General features: G+C 70.8%; 18 protein-coding genes and 1 tRNA gene. 8 read left to right on the top strand and 11 right to left on the bottom strand.

The genetic code is table 11. From position 1 onward, the window contains the following. The first annotated feature begins 106 nt into the window (after positions 1-106). The 4 genes from AB0L00_RS11630 to AB0L00_RS11615 all read left to right on the top strand — a co-directional run bounded on the left by AB0L00_RS11630 (position 107) and on the right by AB0L00_RS11615 (position 3,838). Positions 107-439 carry a YciI family protein gene (locus tag AB0L00_RS11630; RefSeq protein WP_364431786.1) on the top strand — a complete coding sequence of 111 codons (333 nt, stop codon included), beginning with the start codon at positions 107-109 and terminating at the stop codon, positions 437-439. 64 nt (positions 440-503) lie between these two features. Next, a complete protein-coding gene (locus AB0L00_RS11625) occupies positions 504-1,721 on the top strand; it encodes a sigma-70 family RNA polymerase sigma factor (protein WP_364431784.1) in 1,218 nt (405 codons plus the stop codon). Positions 1,722-1,789: 68 nt separating this feature from the next. Continuing rightward, positions 1,790-2,560, top strand: a complete 771-nt coding sequence (locus AB0L00_RS11620) for an alpha/beta fold hydrolase (protein ID WP_364431781.1) — start codon at positions 1,790-1,792, stop codon at positions 2,558-2,560. A 210-nt stretch (positions 2,561-2,770) separates the two neighbouring features. Next, positions 2,771-3,838 carry a hypothetical protein gene (locus AB0L00_RS11615; RefSeq protein ID WP_364431778.1) on the top strand — a complete coding sequence of 356 codons (1,068 nt, stop codon included), beginning with the start codon at positions 2,771-2,773 and terminating at the stop codon, positions 3,836-3,838. Between the two features lie 22 nt (positions 3,839-3,860). Here the strand turns inward: AB0L00_RS11615 and AB0L00_RS11610 are convergent, their stop codons facing one another. Both AB0L00_RS11610 and AB0L00_RS11605 read right to left on the bottom strand, forming a co-directional pair. Then, positions 3,861-4,541 carry a hypothetical protein gene (locus AB0L00_RS11610; RefSeq protein ID WP_364431776.1) on the bottom strand — a complete coding sequence of 227 codons (681 nt, stop codon included), beginning with the start codon at positions 4,539-4,541 and terminating at the stop codon, positions 3,861-3,863. A gap of 54 nt (positions 4,542-4,595) precedes the next feature. Next, the gene (locus AB0L00_RS11605) at positions 4,596-5,414 is read right to left on the bottom strand and encodes a helix-turn-helix domain-containing protein (protein WP_364431773.1); all 819 of its coding nucleotides are present in this window, start codon (positions 5,412-5,414) and stop codon (positions 4,596-4,598) included. A 192-nt stretch (positions 5,415-5,606) separates the two neighbouring features. Between AB0L00_RS11605 and AB0L00_RS11600 the strand changes: the two genes are divergently transcribed. Beyond that, the gene (locus AB0L00_RS11600) at positions 5,607-5,858 is read left to right on the top strand and encodes a hypothetical protein (RefSeq protein WP_364431770.1); all 252 of its coding nucleotides are present in this window, start codon (positions 5,607-5,609) and stop codon (positions 5,856-5,858) included. After that, positions 5,855-6,826: an SDR family NAD(P)-dependent oxidoreductase gene (locus AB0L00_RS11595; protein ID WP_364431767.1), complete on the top strand. Its 972-nt coding sequence runs from the start codon at positions 5,855-5,857 to the stop codon at positions 6,824-6,826. Before AB0L00_RS11600 ends, AB0L00_RS11595 begins: the two co-directional genes overlap by 4 nt. 12 nt (positions 6,827-6,838) lie before the next feature. Here the strand turns inward: AB0L00_RS11595 and AB0L00_RS11590 are convergent, their stop codons facing one another. The 3 genes from AB0L00_RS11590 to AB0L00_RS11580 form a co-directional block, all read right to left on the bottom strand. After that, positions 6,839-7,282: a heme-binding protein gene (locus AB0L00_RS11590; RefSeq protein ID WP_364431764.1), complete on the bottom strand. Its 444-nt coding sequence runs from the start codon at positions 7,280-7,282 to the stop codon at positions 6,839-6,841. Then, a complete protein-coding gene (locus tag AB0L00_RS11585; RefSeq protein ID WP_364431762.1) occupies positions 7,279-8,727 on the bottom strand; it encodes an APC family permease in 1,449 nt (482 codons plus the stop codon). Before AB0L00_RS11585 ends, AB0L00_RS11590 begins: the two co-directional genes overlap by 4 nt. A 334-nt stretch (positions 8,728-9,061) precedes the next feature. Next, positions 9,062-10,294: a carbohydrate-binding protein gene (locus AB0L00_RS11580; protein WP_364431760.1), complete on the bottom strand. Its 1,233-nt coding sequence runs from the start codon at positions 10,292-10,294 to the stop codon at positions 9,062-9,064. 194 nt (positions 10,295-10,488) lie between these two features. On the opposite strand from AB0L00_RS11580, the gene AB0L00_RS11575 reads away from it, so the two are divergent. Continuing rightward, positions 10,489-10,926: an NUDIX domain-containing protein gene (locus AB0L00_RS11575; RefSeq protein ID WP_364431758.1), complete on the top strand. Its 438-nt coding sequence runs from the start codon at positions 10,489-10,491 to the stop codon at positions 10,924-10,926. Between the two features lie 335 nt (positions 10,927-11,261). Here the strand turns inward: AB0L00_RS11575 and AB0L00_RS11570 are convergent. The 6 genes from AB0L00_RS11570 to AB0L00_RS11545 all read right to left on the bottom strand — a co-directional run bounded on the left by AB0L00_RS11570 (position 11,262) and on the right by AB0L00_RS11545 (position 15,183). Further along, positions 11,262-11,334: transfer RNA gene (locus AB0L00_RS11570), tRNA-Ala, on the bottom strand. Positions 11,335-11,452: 118 nt separating this feature from the next. Then, on the bottom strand, positions 11,453-12,091 hold the full coding sequence (locus AB0L00_RS11565; RefSeq protein ID WP_364431755.1) for a histidine phosphatase family protein: 639 nt from the start codon (positions 12,089-12,091) through the stop codon (positions 11,453-11,455). Then, positions 12,088-12,495 (bottom strand): ribosome silencing factor, encoded by a 408-nt coding sequence (gene rsfS, locus AB0L00_RS11560; RefSeq protein WP_345353748.1) that lies wholly within the window; start codon positions 12,493-12,495, stop codon positions 12,088-12,090. The genes AB0L00_RS11565 and rsfS overlap by 4 nt, the downstream gene beginning before the upstream one ends. 35 nt (positions 12,496-12,530) lie before the next feature. Further along, the gene (gene nadD, locus AB0L00_RS11555; RefSeq protein WP_364431752.1) at positions 12,531-13,160 is read right to left on the bottom strand and encodes a nicotinate-nucleotide adenylyltransferase; all 630 of its coding nucleotides are present in this window, start codon (positions 13,158-13,160) and stop codon (positions 12,531-12,533) included. Between the two features lie 130 nt (positions 13,161-13,290). Continuing rightward, positions 13,291-13,803 carry a hypothetical protein gene (locus tag AB0L00_RS11550; protein ID WP_364431749.1) on the bottom strand — a complete coding sequence of 171 codons (513 nt, stop codon included), beginning with the start codon at positions 13,801-13,803 and terminating at the stop codon, positions 13,291-13,293. A gap of 108 nt (positions 13,804-13,911) precedes the next feature. After that, positions 13,912-15,183, bottom strand: a complete 1,272-nt coding sequence (locus tag AB0L00_RS11545; protein ID WP_364431746.1) for a phenylacetate--CoA ligase — start codon at positions 15,181-15,183, stop codon at positions 13,912-13,914. A 142-nt stretch (positions 15,184-15,325) separates the two neighbouring features. Between AB0L00_RS11545 and AB0L00_RS11540 the strand changes: the two genes are divergently transcribed. Further along, positions 15,326-16,354: a M48 family metallopeptidase gene (locus AB0L00_RS11540; protein WP_364431743.1), complete on the top strand. Its 1,029-nt coding sequence runs from the start codon at positions 15,326-15,328 to the stop codon at positions 16,352-16,354. The last annotated feature ends 61 nt before the right edge of the window (positions 16,355-16,415 follow it).

Here is a 16,415-nt window from a genome sequence, read left to right as displayed (position 1 = left end):
ACCATCGGCCCGGCGACCTCCCGCAGCGGTTCGCAAATCTACGGCGTGCCGCCGAGGCGACGGCGAAAGGCCCTCTTCGCGGGCGGTCAGGCCTAAGGTCGGTGAAGTGAAGTACTTGCTGCTGATATGCGGAGACGAGGCGGCTTACCAGGCGATGCTCGCCGATCCCGACTTCCTGCCCGCGTGCAAGGCCTGGGCCGCCGCCCGGGGTGACGGGCTCGTCACGTCCGGCGGCCTGGAACCGCCGACCGACGCCACGACGGTCCGGGTACGCGACGGGGAGGTCCTGCTCACCGACGGTCCGTTCGTCGAGTCCAAGGAGGTCGTGGCCGGGTTCAGCCTGATCGAGTGCGCGTCGCGGGAGGAGGCGGTCGAGGCCGCGCGGAGTCATCCCGTGGCACGGCACGGCACCGTCGAGGTGCGGGCCCTGCAGGCATGAGCGAGCGGAGCGCGTGAATCGGCGGCACGGTGCCTCAGGTCACTCCTCCGAAGAAGGAGGGCGCGTGAGCGTCGACGCGACCATCGCGGCCCTGTTCCGCGAGGAATGGGGGCAGATCGTCGCGACGCTGATCCGGACCACCGGCGACTGGGATCTGTCCGAGGACTGCGCGCAGGACGCCTTCACGCGGGCGCTCCAGCGCTGGCCGGCGGACGGGATCCCGCCCAGGCCCGGCGCCTGGCTCATGACGACCGCGCGGAACCAGGCGATCGACCGGCTCCGCCGGGCCGCCGTCGGCGCCGCCAAGCTGCGCGAACTCGCCGCCCGCCACGACACCGCGGACGCGCCGTCGGCCGCCGGGGAGTTCGGGGACGACCGGCTGGCGCTCATCTTCACCTGCTGCCACCCGGTCCTGCCGTTCGAGTCCCGGGTCGCGCTGACGCTGCGGACCCTCACGGGGCTGACGACCGCCGAGCTCGCCCGGGCGTTCCTGGTCTCCGAGGACACCATGTCCAAGCGGCTCACGCGGGCGAAGAGCAGGATCCGTAAGGCCGGGGTCCCCTTCCGGGTCCCGCCCGCGGACGAGCGGCCGGACCGGCTGAACTCCGTGCTCGGCGTCCTCTACCTGCTGTTCAACGAGGGGTACGCCGCGACCGGCGGCGAGGAGCCGATCCGACGGGGACTGTCGGACGAGGCGATCCGGCTCGGCCGGCTGCTCGTACGGCTGCTGCCGACCGACCCGGAGGCGGCCGGCCTGCTGGCACTGATGACGCTGCACGACGCCCGGCGCCCGGCCCGGCTCGACGGGCGGGACCTGATTCCGCTCGAGGAGCAGGATCGTTCCCGGTGGCAGCACGAGCGGATCGCCGAGGGGGTGGCCCTGCTCGACGGCGCGCTGCGTCAGGGCGGCGCGGGACCGTACCGGCTGCAGGCCGCGATCGCCGCCTGCCACGCGACCGCGCCGTCCTTCGAGGAGACGTCCTGGATCGAGATCGCGGCCCTCTACGGCCACCTCCAGCGGCTGGTGCCGTCCGCGATGGTACGGCTCAACCGCGCCGTCGCCGTGGGGATGCTCGACCCGGCACGGGGGCTGTCCCTTCTCGACGCGCTCTCCCCCGATCTGGGGAGCCATCACCTGCTGCCGGCCGCGCGGGCCGACCTGCTGCGCCGGCAGGGGCGTGCGGCCGAGGCGGCCACCGCCTACCGGGAGGCCCTCGCCCTGGCCCCGTCCGGGCCCGAACGCCGCCACCTCGCCCGGCGCCTCGCCGAGATCTCTCCGTGAAACCGGTCCGTTCGCCGGAGGCTTGTTCGTAGGTGGGTGAGACGGACCCCTTGGAAAGGCTGGAGACCATGCACATCACCCGTTCCGCCGACGGCACGCCGATCGCCTTCGACCGGCTGGGCTCGGGCGCCCCGGTCGTCCTCGTGAGCGGCGCGTCCTGCGCCCGCGAGGTCCACGCGGAGCTCGCCGGCCTGCTCGCCGGCGACCTCACCGTCCTCAACTACGACCGGCGGGGACGCGGTGACAGCGGCGACACCGCGCCGTACGCGGTTGACCGCGAGATCGAGGACCTCGCCGCCGTGATCGAGGCGGCCGGCGCCGCCGCGGCCGTGTTCGGCAACTCCTCCGGCGCCGTGCTGGCGCTGCGCGCGGCGGCGGCGGGACTGCCGATCACCCGGCTGGTCCTGTGGGAGCCTCCGTTCCAGCTCGACGCCGACGCGCCCGGGCGCGCCCGCGCGTACGTCACCGAGCTGACGGCCTGCCTGGCGGACGGCCGCCGCGGCGACGCCATGGCGCTGTTCATGCGCTCCGTCGGCATCACGCCCGCGGTGATCGACGAGATGCGCCAGGCCCCCGTGTGGGCCGCGATGGAGGCGCTCGCCCCCACGCTCGCCTACGACGCCGCCGTGATGGGCGAGGGCGGGCTCCCGGCGGGCCTCGCGGACGTCAAGGCTCACACCCTGGTCCTCACCGGGTCGCGGAGCGGCCCGTGGGCCGAGACCGCCGCGCGGGCCCTGTCGAACGTCCTGCCCACTCCCGTGCACACGGTCCTCGAAGGCCAGAACCACAACGTCTCCTGGGACGCCCTCGCCCCTCACCTGACGTCCTTCCTCACCTGAACGCGCCGGTCCGTACGGCACCGCGGCCGGGCGGGGCGGCGAGGCTCGGCGATCGACCACCGCCGGCCCGGGCGGCGGTGGTCCGCGCCGTCCGTGCTCCGGTCGCCGAGCCTTCGTCCGTGCCCGCCGCCACCGACAGGATGCCGAGCCGACATCCGAGATCCGACGAAACACAGCGGGCGGGAAGCGAAAGGCCTAGCGTGAGATCTCGTGTCATCCACCCTGCGCCCACTCATCGATGAGTTGGTCACGGTGATGCGGCGCGGTGACGGCGCGGGATTTCATCGAGGGTTCGCCCGCATCTGGTCGGACACCCAGCGTTGCAGCCCGGATGAATTGACCGCGGTCATCGAGGATCTGGCTCCGTGGTTGCCCGGGCTCGGTGGCTTGTACGCCAAGCTGGCCGTGCTGGCGGGAGCTTGTGTCGAGCGTGGTGGCTCCGCGCTGCCGCTACTCGATGTACTGCCCCCACGAGCTGCCGAAGCGATGGAGTGTTACGCGCTGGTGCCCGAGATCTGGGCGCGCGCCGCGCGTGGCCGGGCTCTTCCAGGTCATGACGACCTGTCGGCGACGAAGACGATGGTTCGAGTCTGTCGGCGCGCCGGAATCCCCAAGGACGTCGCGCCACGGGTCGCCATGTCCTGGTTCGACACAGCGGATTGGCTCCAGGCAATGATCACGGTCATGGCCAGGCGCGAGTTCCGTGTGGCCATGAGGGACCGCGACCGGGTGCGAGAAGCCGCCGCAGCGATCGCCGATCGTCTTGAACCGGCGCATTGGGTGTTCGGGCTGTCGGTCGTGTTGGACGATGAGCCGTTGGTCGTACTCAACCCTCGGTCGAAGTCCGGATTCAGGCTCACGATGGGCGGGATCGGCGACAACTTCCAGCTGCACACCCTGCTCGCCGACCGGCTGCGGGATCACCTCACCACCGATTCCCCGGAACCCGCCTGGGTCGCCGCCGCCGGCGACGGGCCACCTGAAGTGCCTCCGACCACACCCATCGTCCGCCGGTTCCGGCTGTTCGACGGGCATGGAGCCTACGTTCTCCCGGAGGGCCGGCCGGCGGACATCGCATCGATCGGCGGCACTCGGATCCTGGTCCTTCACCCGCCCCTCGGCCGGTTCGCCTGGTCCGCGGGCCGCAGCTACGAACACATGACACCGACTCTCATCGTCGACCGTGTCCTCGGACCGGAGGAGGCCGCCGCCTGGATGTCGAGGGTCGTACCGGCCCGCCAGACCGACTTCATGGCGATCAACGAGCCACCGTCCTAGCCTCCTTGCCGAGGCGGCCGATTCAGCGCGGTCCGGCGCCCGGCCCGTCGCCCGGGGCCGGCGGGAGGAGCCGGGCGGCGATGAGGGTCAGCTCGTCGAGGGCCTCATCGACCCGGCCGAGCGGAATCCCCAGCGGCCGGGTCAGGACGTGTTCCCAGGTCAGAATCGACGTGCCGGAGATCCGCCACGCCCGGTGCGGGCCATCGAGCAGGATCGGGGCGAGCTCGCGTGTGGCCCTGGAGGCCCACGTGGGGTCGTCGGTATGGACGTGGAAGCGCTCGTCGACGCGCGGGTCCGCCGTCGCGATCCCAGGTCGCGGCGGCCGCACGGTGGTATGGGGAGCGACCTGCAGCCGAGGGACGCGAACGGGCAGGTCCACCAGCGCGGCGACCCAGTAGGTGGAGAGCTCCCGGCCGCGCCGGCCGAAGCCGTCGTCGAGGATCTCCTGCTCGGCCGTGTACAGGAACACGACGGCGGCTCCTCCGTGGTGGGCGCCGCGCATCACCTGCGAGAGCCGGTGCCGTCGCCGGCCGAGCACGAGGTACGGGCTCGGCTCCGGAGGCTCGGGGTGGAACGGCTCGCCGTGCAGCCGTTCGAGGATGGCCTCGTGTTCTTCCGGGGAGGTCGTGAAGGCCCAGCCGCGCGCCGCCGCGAACTCCCGGATCGCCCGGCGGCCGTCGCGGTACTCGCGCATGAATCCCACGCGCCGCACTGTAACGACAGCGGAGCGCCGGTCCGAGCCCCGCGAGGACAGGATTCATCCCTGCTCCGCGATGAGGGCGAGCAGTCGCATGTTCTCGTGGTCGGGCGTGCCGGGAGTGGTCTGGTAGACGGCCAGCCGCTGGCCGTCCGGGCCGATTCCGAGGCTCTCGTAGCTGAAGGTGATGTCCCCGACGGCGGGATGGTGGAAGACCTTGTGATCGGTGTGCCGGTACCGGACGTCGTGGCGCCGCCACAGGTCGGCGAAGTCGGCGCTTGCCTCGGTCAGCTCCTCGACCAGCGCCGGCAGCGCGGGATCCTCCGGGTCGGCCGCCACCGCGGTGCGCAGTTGCGCGGCGGTGGCCGCCGCGACCGCGGGCCAGCCGTCGAACAGCGAACGGGCCGCCGGGTGCAGGAAGGTATAGCGGGTGGTGTTACGCCGTTCCGGCGGCCAGTCGTCAATGCCGGCCAGCAGCGCCAGCCCTTCCGGGTTGGCGACCAGGATGTCGTTGGTCCGGTTGCGGACGTAGGCCGGGCAGGGCCGCAACGTCTCCAGGAGCTGCCGGATGCCAGGGCGCACGCCCTGGCCGGTCCGTACCCTCGGACCCCGTCCGGCCGCGCGGTCGGCCAGCGCGAACAGGTGACCGGTCTCCTCGTCGTCCAACCGCAGCGCGCGAGCCAGTTGCCGCAGCACGGGGGCGCTCGGGTTGGTCTCCTTGCCCTGCTCGAGGCGGATGTAGTAGTCGACGCTGATCCCGGCCAGCGCCGCGAGTTCCTCCCGGCGCAGCCCCGGATTGCGCCGGCGCCCGGTGCCGGCGGGCAGTCCGAGGTCGGTCGGCTCCACCCGCGCGCGACGAGCCCGCAGGAACTCGCCCAAGGCCGATCCTGTCGGGGAGCTCGTCACGCCGCAGAGTCTGTCACGGCGGACACGTGTACCGGCAGTGTCGTGGCTGACCCTGTCACTACCAGGACTACGGTGCCTCGCCCTGGCGAGATCTTCTCCGGAACGCGGCCGCCCGCGACTCTGGACGCGTCATCGAGCGATGGCCGACACCGATGGAGAGAGACCATGACCACTCCCGCCGATCCGGCGGCTCCCGTCCGCCCCATGACGCCGCCCAGGCGCTGGAAGATGTGGACGCTGACCTGTTTCGCGATCTACCCGATCATCACCGCCCTCGGTTACGCGCTCGCCGGCCTGGCCGCCGGCCTGCCGGTGTGGGCGCACTTCCTGATCATGGTGCCGATCGCGGTCGCACTGCTGATCTTCCTGGTGATGCCCGCACTCACCAGGCTGTTCCGGCCCTGGCTGACCCGATGAGCGCCGTTCCGTTCAGCGGTGACTCCACCGCGCTCGAGGTGATCGCGGGTCACGACCTGACCGGCAAGGAGACCATCGTCACCGGCGGCGCGTCCGGCCTCGGGTACGAGACCGCCCGTGCGCTGGCGTCCGCCGGTGCCCGTGTGGTGATCGCGGTACGTGACGAGGCCAGGGGCGTGCTCGCGGTCAGGGCACTGCGCGAGCAGACCGGCAACGAGCGGATCGTCCATCGCCGCCTGGACCTGGCCTCGCTGACGTCGGTGACCACGTGGGCGCGCAGGCACTCGGCCACCGGTAAGCCGTGCCACGTCCTGGTTCTCAACGCCGGCGTGATGGCCACCCCGCTGCTGCGCACGGCCGAGGGTTTCGAGCTGCAGTTCGGCGTCAACCACCTCGGTCATTTCGCCTTCACCATCGGGCTGTTGCCGTCGCTGCGCGCGGCCGGGACCGCCCGGGTGGTGGTGGTGTCCTCCCGGGCCCACCGGCGCAGCGACGTCCACTTCGACGATCCCAACTACGACCACCGGCCGTACGACCCCTGGCAGAGCTATGGCCAGTCCAAGACCGCGAACGCGCTCTTCGGCGTGGCCCTGACCCATCGCTACGGCGAGTCCGGCATCACCGCCAACGCCGTGATGCCCGGCGCCATCAGGACCGGTCTGCAACGCCACATGTCGCAGCGGGAACTGACCGCCCGGGGGTGGGACACCGCGATGCCGCCCGGATGGAAGACACCCGAACAAGGCGCGGCCACCACCGTCTGGGCCGCCGTCGCACCCGAGCTGGACGGCGTCGCCGGGAGGCTCCTGGACGACTGCGCCGTCGCCGAACCCTGGACGGCCGACGACGACCCGCCCAACGGGACCTACCTGCCGTACGCCCTGGACGCCGCGAACGCCGACCGCCTCTGGGACCTGTCCGAACGCCTCCTCCTCACCGCCGGAACCCCGGACCCGCACCTTTCATGACCGGTTCGCTCTTCAAGGGTGTGGTTGCCCAGCGATGATCGCCTGACGCCATGCCTGCTCGCCGGCGTGCGCACAGGCCACGTCTTCGGTCACCGTGCCGCCGCTGACCCCGACCCCACCGATGACGTGGTCGCCCAGCCAGAGAGGAACTCCGCCACCGAAGATCACGAACCGCCCGGACGCGTGGGCGTGCAGGCCGAACAGCGGTCCTCCGGGGGCGGCCTGCTCGGCGAGTTCGTGCGTCGCGATCCGGTTGGCGACCGCCGTGTAGGCCTTGTCGGGCGCGAGCACCGGGCCGGCGATCTCGGCGCCGTCCATCCTCATGAACGCCACCAGATGGCCGCCCGCGTCCACCACGGCCACCGAGACCAGCGCTCCGGCCCTCTCCGCCTCCACCACTGCCGCCTCGCAGATCCGCAGCGCCGTCGTCAGGGTGATGGATGCCGCCGTGTTCACGATGCGACGGCCTCCGGCGCGTCCGTGTCACCGGTCGCCAGAACGGCCCCGGCCCGGGTGAGACGCTCCGGCCGGGCGCGGCCCAGCCACACCGCGACCAGCGCCGTGGCCACGATGAAGGCCACGATGACATACGGGAAGAGGTTGTACGGCGCCTTGGGGATCGGCCAGACCGAGCCGTAGATCGGGATGAGCATGAGCAGGATGCCGAGCACCGGCAGCACCACGTGCCGTACCACGCTGAAGGTCTTCCGCCGTTCCCGCAGGAAGAACCGCACGCACGCGATGTTGGTCAGCATGTACACCGGCACGATGGCCAGCGTGAGCAGCGCGCCCAGGTAGGCGTAGGCGTTGAACGGGCCGGTCGCGAAACCAACGACGAACGTGACGAACGTCGCGAACACCGCCACCGTCCAGATCGCCCTGCTCGGCGAGCGGTGCTTGGGGTCGACGTGGGCGAGCTGCCGGGGCAACATGCCCTCCCGGCCCATCGCGAAGATGATCCGGACGATGCCGTTGTTCGAATTCATGATCACGGCGAAGATGCTCGAGATCCCGGCCAGCCCGACGAGGAGCTTCATCCACGGCGCGTACGTGGCGGCAAGGGTGTTGAACGGCGCCTGGTCGGCCGCGAGCCTGCCCGCGCTCCCGGTACCGAAGCCGATCATCTCGCTGTAGGTGCAGAAGAGGTAGATCACCCCGACGAACAGCGTCGACAGCGCGATGCCCCACGGAACGTTGCGCCTGGGTTCGCGGACCTCCTCGCCCAGGGTGGTGGCCGCCTCGAAGCCCACGAACGACAGCACGCCGTAGACCATGCCGAGCGCCAGGCCGGACGGGCCCCTCGGCGACGACGCCGGGTTCAGCGGCGCGAGCGACAGCCCGTGCGCGCCCCCCTTCACCAGGACGATGACGCTCAACACCGTGATCACCAAGACCTCGGCGCTGAAGAGGGTCAGCGCCGTTCGCAGCGAGCCGCGGATGCCGCGCAGCGAGAGCACCAGCATCAGCACCGTGAAGGCGAGGGAGACCAGCGCCCAGTGCACGTGGATGCCGTACGACGCCAGCAGGTCATGGGTGAAGACGCCGATCAGCGCCAACTCCGCCGGCACCAGCAGGGCGTACGCCACGAACATCAGCCCGCCGGTGACGAAACCGCTGCGCGCGCCGATCCCTCGGGAGACGTAGGTGTAGAAGGCGCCCGCGCTCGGCAGCTCGCGGGCCATCTGCATGATGCCGCTCGCCGTGATCAGTACGCCGATCATGGAGATCACCATGACCAGCGGGGTGGCGGCGCCGGCGAAGCCCGCGACGAGCTGGGGATTGAAGTAGACGGACACCGCGGGCCCCATCAGGGCGGCGGACATGATGACCGCGCCGAGAAGGCCGACCGCGTTGCGCTGAAGGGTCGTCCGGTCTTCCGGTTCCGGAGACGTTTCACTCACTGGCGACCACCTTAGGAAAAGGCACTGAGCGGCGCCCCCGGCCACCGCCGACGCTGTCGCCAATCCTCTGGCCGCCACGAAAGCGAATGGAACCGTCATCTTGTCACCATGACGATTCCGTTTCTTACGTTATGCCAGGCGGCCTCACGGCTGGTGATCACTGGCGGCCGCCGACTCCCCCCGCCGCGAATCAGAGTCCGCTCGCGTCGGGACGACGCCCCACGGCGCGACGTCGTCCCGACGCGGGTGCCCCGTAGTAGGGGCACGCCGCCCTGCCCGGCCTCCGATCGGCCGCGCGGCCCTCAGCCGATCGGCCGCGCGGCCTCGGGCGGGGTCAGCCGCACGGACCCTGGTCGGCCCACACGTCGGCCTTTCCGGGAGTCTCCCCCTGGGTCCACCACCGGGCCTGCCACGTATGCGACGCGTACGTGACCAGGTTCCCGCCCGTGTAGACCGCCGACGCGCTCCAGGCCGGCGCCGAGCAGGAGCCGGGTGCCGGCGGGGTCGGCGTCGGGATGGGCACCGTCGGCGAGGCGCCGAACTTCGCCGTGTAGCGAGTGAAGTCCCAGGCCGACTGCGCCACGCTGGAGCAGGTTCCCGAGGTACGCCCGTTGTTGTCCGGCGGGCTGCACTGCCGGTCCCTGTTGACCGACCAGAAGGTGTACCGCGACAGCTTGTGCGAGGTGACGTAGTCGAGCACGGCCTGGAAGTCGGACTGGGTGAAGATCTCGCCGCTGTCGGACCGGCCGTTCATCATCGACACGCCCTCGTGCGCGTACGCGGTGGTGGCGTCCCAGCCGAAGGTGCTCATCAGCGTGGTGTGGAAGCCCTCCAGCGCGCTGATCTGCGCCGCGGACCCGCCGAAGCCTCCGTCGAACGGCATGATCGCGTAATTGGCGGGGGTGAACCCCTGGCTCTTCGCCTCGGCCAGGAGCTGCTTGCCGAACCAGCCCGTGCCCTCGCCGCCGGTCGTGCCGGCCGTCGTGATCGAGACGTAGAGGCCAGGATTGTTCTGCTGCAGGATCTTCGCCGCGCCGATCTCGTTGTGGATCGCCGCCGAGTTCTCGTACTCCGGTTCCTCAAGGTCGAGGTCGATCGCCTTGAGCGCGTACTTGCCGATCACCTGCTGGTACGCGGCGGCGGTCGACGACGGATCGCCGCAGGCCTGGCCGAGCTTGGTGCCGTTGTAACCGCCGGCCGACACCGTCACGTCGCCGCCGGCCGCGCGGATACCGGCGATGACCGACGCGGCCTGGGTGTCGGAGGAGACGTCCTGGGTGCCGTCCCAGGTCGGCCGGCAGCCTCCGCCGCTCGGCGCGAGGATGAAGGCGAGCTGGAAGGTCTTCTGCCCTGTCGCACTCATCACCGGGCCCAGGTCCGGCGGGTCGTTGTCGAACGGCATCACGTACGGCGCGGCGCCGTACCAGTTGCCGCCGAGCGCCGCCGGGGTCGTGGCCGCGGTGCCGACTCCGGCGACGGCCGTGGCCGTTTCGAGCGCCGCCGCCACCGCGGCGATCGCGGCGACGAGCCCGCGCCTGCGGCCGGGCATGGTCGTCTTCCATCGCATGTCGCTTCTCCTTCGGGGGTTGACGTACGGCTCTCGGCCGTCGTCCCGGCGGGGACCGGGTGGGAAGCTCATCGATCTTTTAGGAAAGTTTCCATTCGATTCATTCGAACAATACGCGACGCACGCGGATCTGTGGAGACCCCGACCTGTCAACGCCCCGAGAATGATCGCGACCCAACTCCTCGGGAGGACGCATGCCAGAGCGATACCGGTCGATCATCGACGTCCACGTCATCCTCGAACGCGGCGAAGAGATCCTCCTCCTGGAACGCCAGGGCACCGGCTACTGCGACGGCATGCTCCACCTGCCCAGCGGCCACCTCGACGAAGGCGAGCCCGTCACCGAAGGCGCTGTCCGCGAAGCCCGCGAAGAGATCGGCGTCCGGATCGACCCGGCGGACCTCCGGCTGGCCACCGTCGTCCACCACCGCCAACGCCCCGACCTAGCCCGGGTCGGCATGTTCTTCACCACCGTCCGGTGGGAGGGCGAGCCGTACAACGCCGAACCCCACAAATGCGGCAGGCTCCTGTGGTGCGACCCGGCCGTACTGCCGACCAACACCATCGCCTACCCGGCCGCCGGCATCAACGCCTACCTCACCGGCACGCCCCTCACCCTCCACGGCTGGTGATCACTGGCGTCCGCCGCGCCCTATACGCCCCGATCACCAGTCATCACGCGAAACACCATGCCCGACGGCCGACACCAGCGGTCGCCGAACGACCACCCGCAGAGAGGGCACCGCAGAGGGGCCATGGACAGAGGGCCCGTGGGGGGCGAAGCCACCCGCAGGGGGGTGTAGGGGGCGAAGCCCCCACCAAGAAACCAACAGCGACCACCGGCTGGGGGGCGTGGGGGGCAAAGCCCCCCACCCGGGGGGCTCGGGGGGTCGCCCCCCCGAAAGAAATAACGAGGGCCGACGGGGAGGAAGCAATTGCTTCCGACCACACCGGCCCTCGGCCCGAGTGGAGCTATGGGGATTCGAACCCCAGACCTCCTCCATGCCATGGAGGCGCGCTACCAACTGCGCCATAGCCCCGCGCTTTCCGATCGGGGTTTCCCCTTCTCGGTGCTGCGCCAGTCTATAGGAATCCGCGACCAGACCTGTAATCGAATGCCCGGCACGGTCCTGACCTGGTGGAACGCCTGCTGCGACCTCAGGAATCGCCCTCGGCGGCACGGTCGTCGCTGAGCACGGGTTCCGGCAAAGTGCCGGCGTTGTGCTCGGCGAGGCGCCAGCCGCTGCGGCCCTCTTCGAGGACGGACCAGCAGCAGTTGGACAGGCCGCCGAATCGCCCCCAGAGCTCCTCGGGGAAACCGAGCCAGCGGAGCATGCCGAGCCGCAGTGCGGCGCCGTGGGAGGCGACGACGAGCAGGCCGCCCGCCGGGACTCCGGACAGACCCCGCTCGAAGGCGGCCGTGACCCGCTTGGACACCTGCTCGGTGGTCTCGCCGCCGGGCGGCTGCCAGAGAGCGTGCTCGGTGGGGTACTTCGCCCGGATCTCGGCGTTGGTCAGGCCCTCCCAGGCCCCTCCGCCGCGTTCGATGAGGTCGCGGTCGGAGGTGACGGGCAGGCCGGTGACCGCGCTGAGCGCCTGGGCCGTGTCGGCGGCGCGCTGCAGCGGGGAGGAGATGATGGCGGTCGGGCGGAGCGCGGCGAGGAGCCGCGCCGCCCGGTCGGCCTGTTCGCGTCCCGTGTCGTCGAGCGGGATGTCGGTGGATCCCTGGAAGCGGCGTTCGACGTTCCAGGCCGTCTGACCGTGCCGCCACAGCACGATCTTGCGCGCCTCGGTCACTTACCGTCACCGGCCCGTACGCGCTGCTCCGAATGGGCGTTGATGTCCTCGGGCAGCGGCACCGGCGGGCAGTCCTTCCACAGGCGCTCGAGCGCGTAGTAGACGCGGTCCTCCTCGTGCTGGACGTGCACGATGATGTCGGCGTAGTCGAGGAGCACCCAGCGCCCTTCGCGCTCCCCCTCGCGGCGGATGGGCTTGGCGCCGGCGTCCTCGCGCAGCCTCTTCTCGATCTCGTCGACGATGGAGCGCACCTGGCGGTCATTGGCCGCCGAGCACAGGACGAACGCGTCCGTGATGACGAGCTGGTCGCTCACGTCGTAGGCGATGATGTTGTCAGCCAGCTTCTCGGCCGCGGCCTCGGCGGCGATCTGGACCAGCTGGTTGGCCCTCTCGGATGCGGTCACGGTGTGGTCGTTTTCCTCCTCGTGGGGCGTTACCGTCAACCGTCACGATAAAGCCCCCGTTTGTTTATGTACTGCACGATTCCGTCTGGGACGAGGTACCAGACCGGTTCTCCGGCTCGTACCCGCTCACGGCACTCGGTCGAGGAGATCGCCAGTGCGGGCACCTCGACCAGGCTGACACCACCCCTGGGAAGGCCGGGATCGGCGAGGTGGTGGCCGGGACGGGTACACCCTATGAAATGCGCGAGCCTGAACAGCTCATCCGTGTCACGCCACGTCAACATCTGGGCCAGTGCGTCGGCGCCCGTGATGAAGTACAACTCAACGTCCGGCCCGTATATTTCGCGCATCTCCCGCAGGGTGTCGATCGTATAGGTGAGCCCGGGTCGCTCGATGTCGACACGGCTGACCGAGAAGCGCGGGTTCGAGGCGGTCGCGATGACCGTCATCAGATAACGGTCCTCCGCGGCCGAGGTCTTGCGACCCTCCTTCATCCACGGCTGGCCGGTCGGCACGAAAATGACCTCGTCCAGCCGGAACAGATGGGCGACCTCGCTCGCGGCCACCAGGTGACCGTGGTGGATGGGGTCGAACGTGCCACCCATGATCCCGACCCGGCGGCGCTCCGGTGCAGTCGTCACGATTCGCTCGCTGCGCTCAGTCACGCGCCCTCCTTCGTCGGAGGAGAGACCGGAGGCACTGCGCTCCCGATCGCTCGCTGCGCTCGCTCATGCGCCGACCTTAGTGAGCACGGGTGTCGGGCGTTTCACCACGCCCCTCCTTCGCGGGCGGGGATCAGTGCTCCGCGGCGTTCCGGAGGGCGAGCGTCGTCGCCCCGAGCGAGACGACGTCCGAGCTCAGCGGCGTCAGCGCCATGCCGAGGACCGATCCGTCGGCCCACGTGCAGGGGGCGCCGCCTCCCGTCGGCGTCCTGCCGCAGCGCAGGATGCCGCCGAGGGACCCGGCCGGAAAGTCGCTCGTATCGGTGATTCCCATACCCATGAACGTGGCGTCGACCGCTTCCGAGGGCGACCGGGAGCGCAGCTCCGTCGCCGACTCCGGGACATCGTCCGCGGCCATGCCGACGAAGACGAGCGACCTCCGGGAGTCGCCGTCCTTGAGATAGATGGTGACCTTGGCGTCGGCGTACGCGGTGCCGGTCCTGCCCGGCGACGTGTCCTTGGCGAGCCGGCCGGCGAGGCTGCCCGTGGCCCGCTTGTAGTCGCCCTGGTGCGGCGGTCCCCCGTACGGGTAGGGCCGGGGTTTCCCAGCCCCGGCCCGGGAACTCGGGCCCGCCGTCCTGCCCACTGGTCATGGTCTCGCCTTACCGGTCGGTCGATGCGGGCCATCGATATCGACCATTTCTCCGGTTGATTTCCTGCTGCCCGACAGCAATTCGGTCACCGTCCGGAACCATTAATCGAGGCCGGGAAGCGGCGGTTCTCCCGATTCCCAGGTCACCACCCGGACCGCCTTACCGGCCTCGACACGCGGAATCGTGCCGACCGGCAGATCCCGTACGTCGCACGACAGGCCCAGCTCCGCCGAGAGCGCCGATGTCAGTCCCGGCCCGGCGCCCTCGCAGGCCACGACGAGCCGCGGCATCGCGGTGCGGCGGTCGACGACCACCTGGTAGTGCGGGGAGGCGTGCCGCACGACGACGGACTCGATCTGACGCGGGAAGACGTTCACTCCCCGGATCACGAGCATGTCGTCGCGGCGGCCCAGCACCTTGCTCATCCGAACCAGCGTGCGGCCGCACGGGCAGGGCTCGTGGGACAGCGACGCCACGTCGCCGGTGCGGTATCGCAGCAGCGGCATGGCCTCCTTCGGCGTGCTGAACACCAGCTCGCCCGGCGTGCCGTCGGGGACCGGCTCGCCGGAGGCGTCGACCGCCTCCACGAGGAAGTGGTCCTCGTTCACGTGCAGCCCGGAACGCTCGAGGCACTCGGTCGCCACGCCCGGCCCGATGATCTCCGACAGGCCGTAGATGTCCAGGGCGGCGAGGCCGAGCAGCTCCTCGATCGTCGACCGCAGCCCCTCCGACCAGGGCTCGGCTCCGAACAGGCCCGCCTTCAGGCGCAGCTCGATCCCGGCCGCGCGCGCCGCCTCTCCCAGCCGCACCGCGTACGACGGCGTGCAGGTCAGGATGTCGGGGCGCAGGTCGGCGAGCAGCCGGAGCTGGCGTTCGGTCATGCCGCCCGACATCGGCACGACGGTGACGCCGAGGGCGAGCGCGCCCTGATGGATGCCGAGGCCGCCGGTGAACAGCCCGTATCCGTACGCGTTGTGCACCACGCTGCCGGGCCTCGCGCCCGCGCAGGCCAGCGACCGCGCGCACATCTGCGACCAGAGCGCCAGGTCACGCCGGGTGTACGCGACGAGGGTGGGTCGTCCGCCGGTGCCGCTGGACCCGTGGACGGCGGCGACCTCCTCCATCGGCACGGCGAGCATGCCGTACGGATAGGCGTCCCAGAGGTCCTGCTTGGTGGTGAAGGGCAGCCGGCGCAGATCGTCGAGCGTGACGTCGTGGCCGCCGGCGATCCCGGCGTCCCGCAGCCGTCGGCCCTGGAGGCCGTCGGCCGCGATCAGGCGGTCGACCAGGTCGCGGAACCGGCGTTGCCGGACCGCGGTCAGCTCGTCGCGCGACATCGTCTCCGCGGGCCCCGGCCCGTACGCCTCCGCCATGGAGGGAGTAGACCGCCGCCGCACCCCGCCGCGCAAGAGCCCGTCCGCGGGAGGTTTCTCCGGGGTCACGGGTACGGACCTGGCCGGATCGCGCCGAGGGAACTCCGCGCTCTGACGGGCCGTCAGACATAACATGCCGAATATGACGAGTAATACTCCCGACCGTTCTCGCACCCGCTTTCCCGGGATCAGTTCCCGCGCCTATGAGCATCCCGCGGACCGGTCGGCGCTCGTCGCCCTCCGATCGCTCAGCGGCTTCGACACGGTGCTGCGGCGCCTCGCCGGACTGTTCAGCGAGCGCGCGATCCGTCTGATGTTCCTCGGTGGCACCGTGCGCGCGGGCGAGAGGCAGTACCGCCACATCCACGACATCGTGCGGGACAACGCCTACATCCTCGACCTGCCGCAGGTCCCCGAGGTGTACGTCACGCAGGACCCGACGCCGAACGCCATGACGATCGGCGTCGACACCCCGTTCATCGTCCTCAACACCGGCCTGCTCGACCTCCTCGACGACGAGGAGCTGCGGTTCGTCATCGGCCACGAGGTCGGGCACGTCCTGTCCGGGCACGCGGTGTACCGGACGATGGCCATGATCCTGACCAACCTCGGAGCCCGGATCGCGTGGCTGCCGCTCGGGAACATCGCGATCGCGACGATCCTGATGGGGCTCAACGAGTGGCAGCGCAAGTCGGAGCTGTCGGCGGACCGGGCCGGCCTGCTGGCGGGCCAGGACGTCGAGGCCGCCAAGCGGGCGCTGATGAAGCTGGCGGGCGGCGCGCGCCTGTCGGAGATGGACGGCGAGGCGTTCCTGGAGCAGGCGCGGGAGTACGACGCGGCCGGTGACGTGCGCGACGGGCTGCTGAAGTTCCTCAACCTGCTGAACCGCTCGCACCCGTACGCCGTGATCCGGTTCGCCGAGCTGGAGCACTGGGCCCGTGGCGGCGAGTACACCCGGATCCTCGGCGGGGACTACGAGCGCCGCGCGGACGACGGCAGCGCCTCGATCTCCGAAGAGATCAAGAACGCGGCGAAGGCCTACCGGGAGTCCTGGAACCGCAGCTCGGACCCGTTCATCGGCGCCGTCAAGGGAGCCGCCGAGGGCGCCGTCAACGCCGGGGAGCGGCTGTTCGGCCGGTTCGCCCGCGGCGGCGACGACCGGGAGAACTGAGCCCCCGCCCGAACGGGGTCTTCGGCCAGGCCGCACCCGGCCTTCGGCGCGAGCGGCGGCG

Origin of the sequence: Actinoallomurus sp. NPDC052308 (assembly GCF_040679195.1) — a bacterium.
Lineage (GTDB): Bacteria > Actinomycetota > Actinomycetes > Streptosporangiales > Streptosporangiaceae > Actinoallomurus > Actinoallomurus liliacearum.
This window is presented reverse-complemented; position numbering and strand designations above follow the sequence as displayed.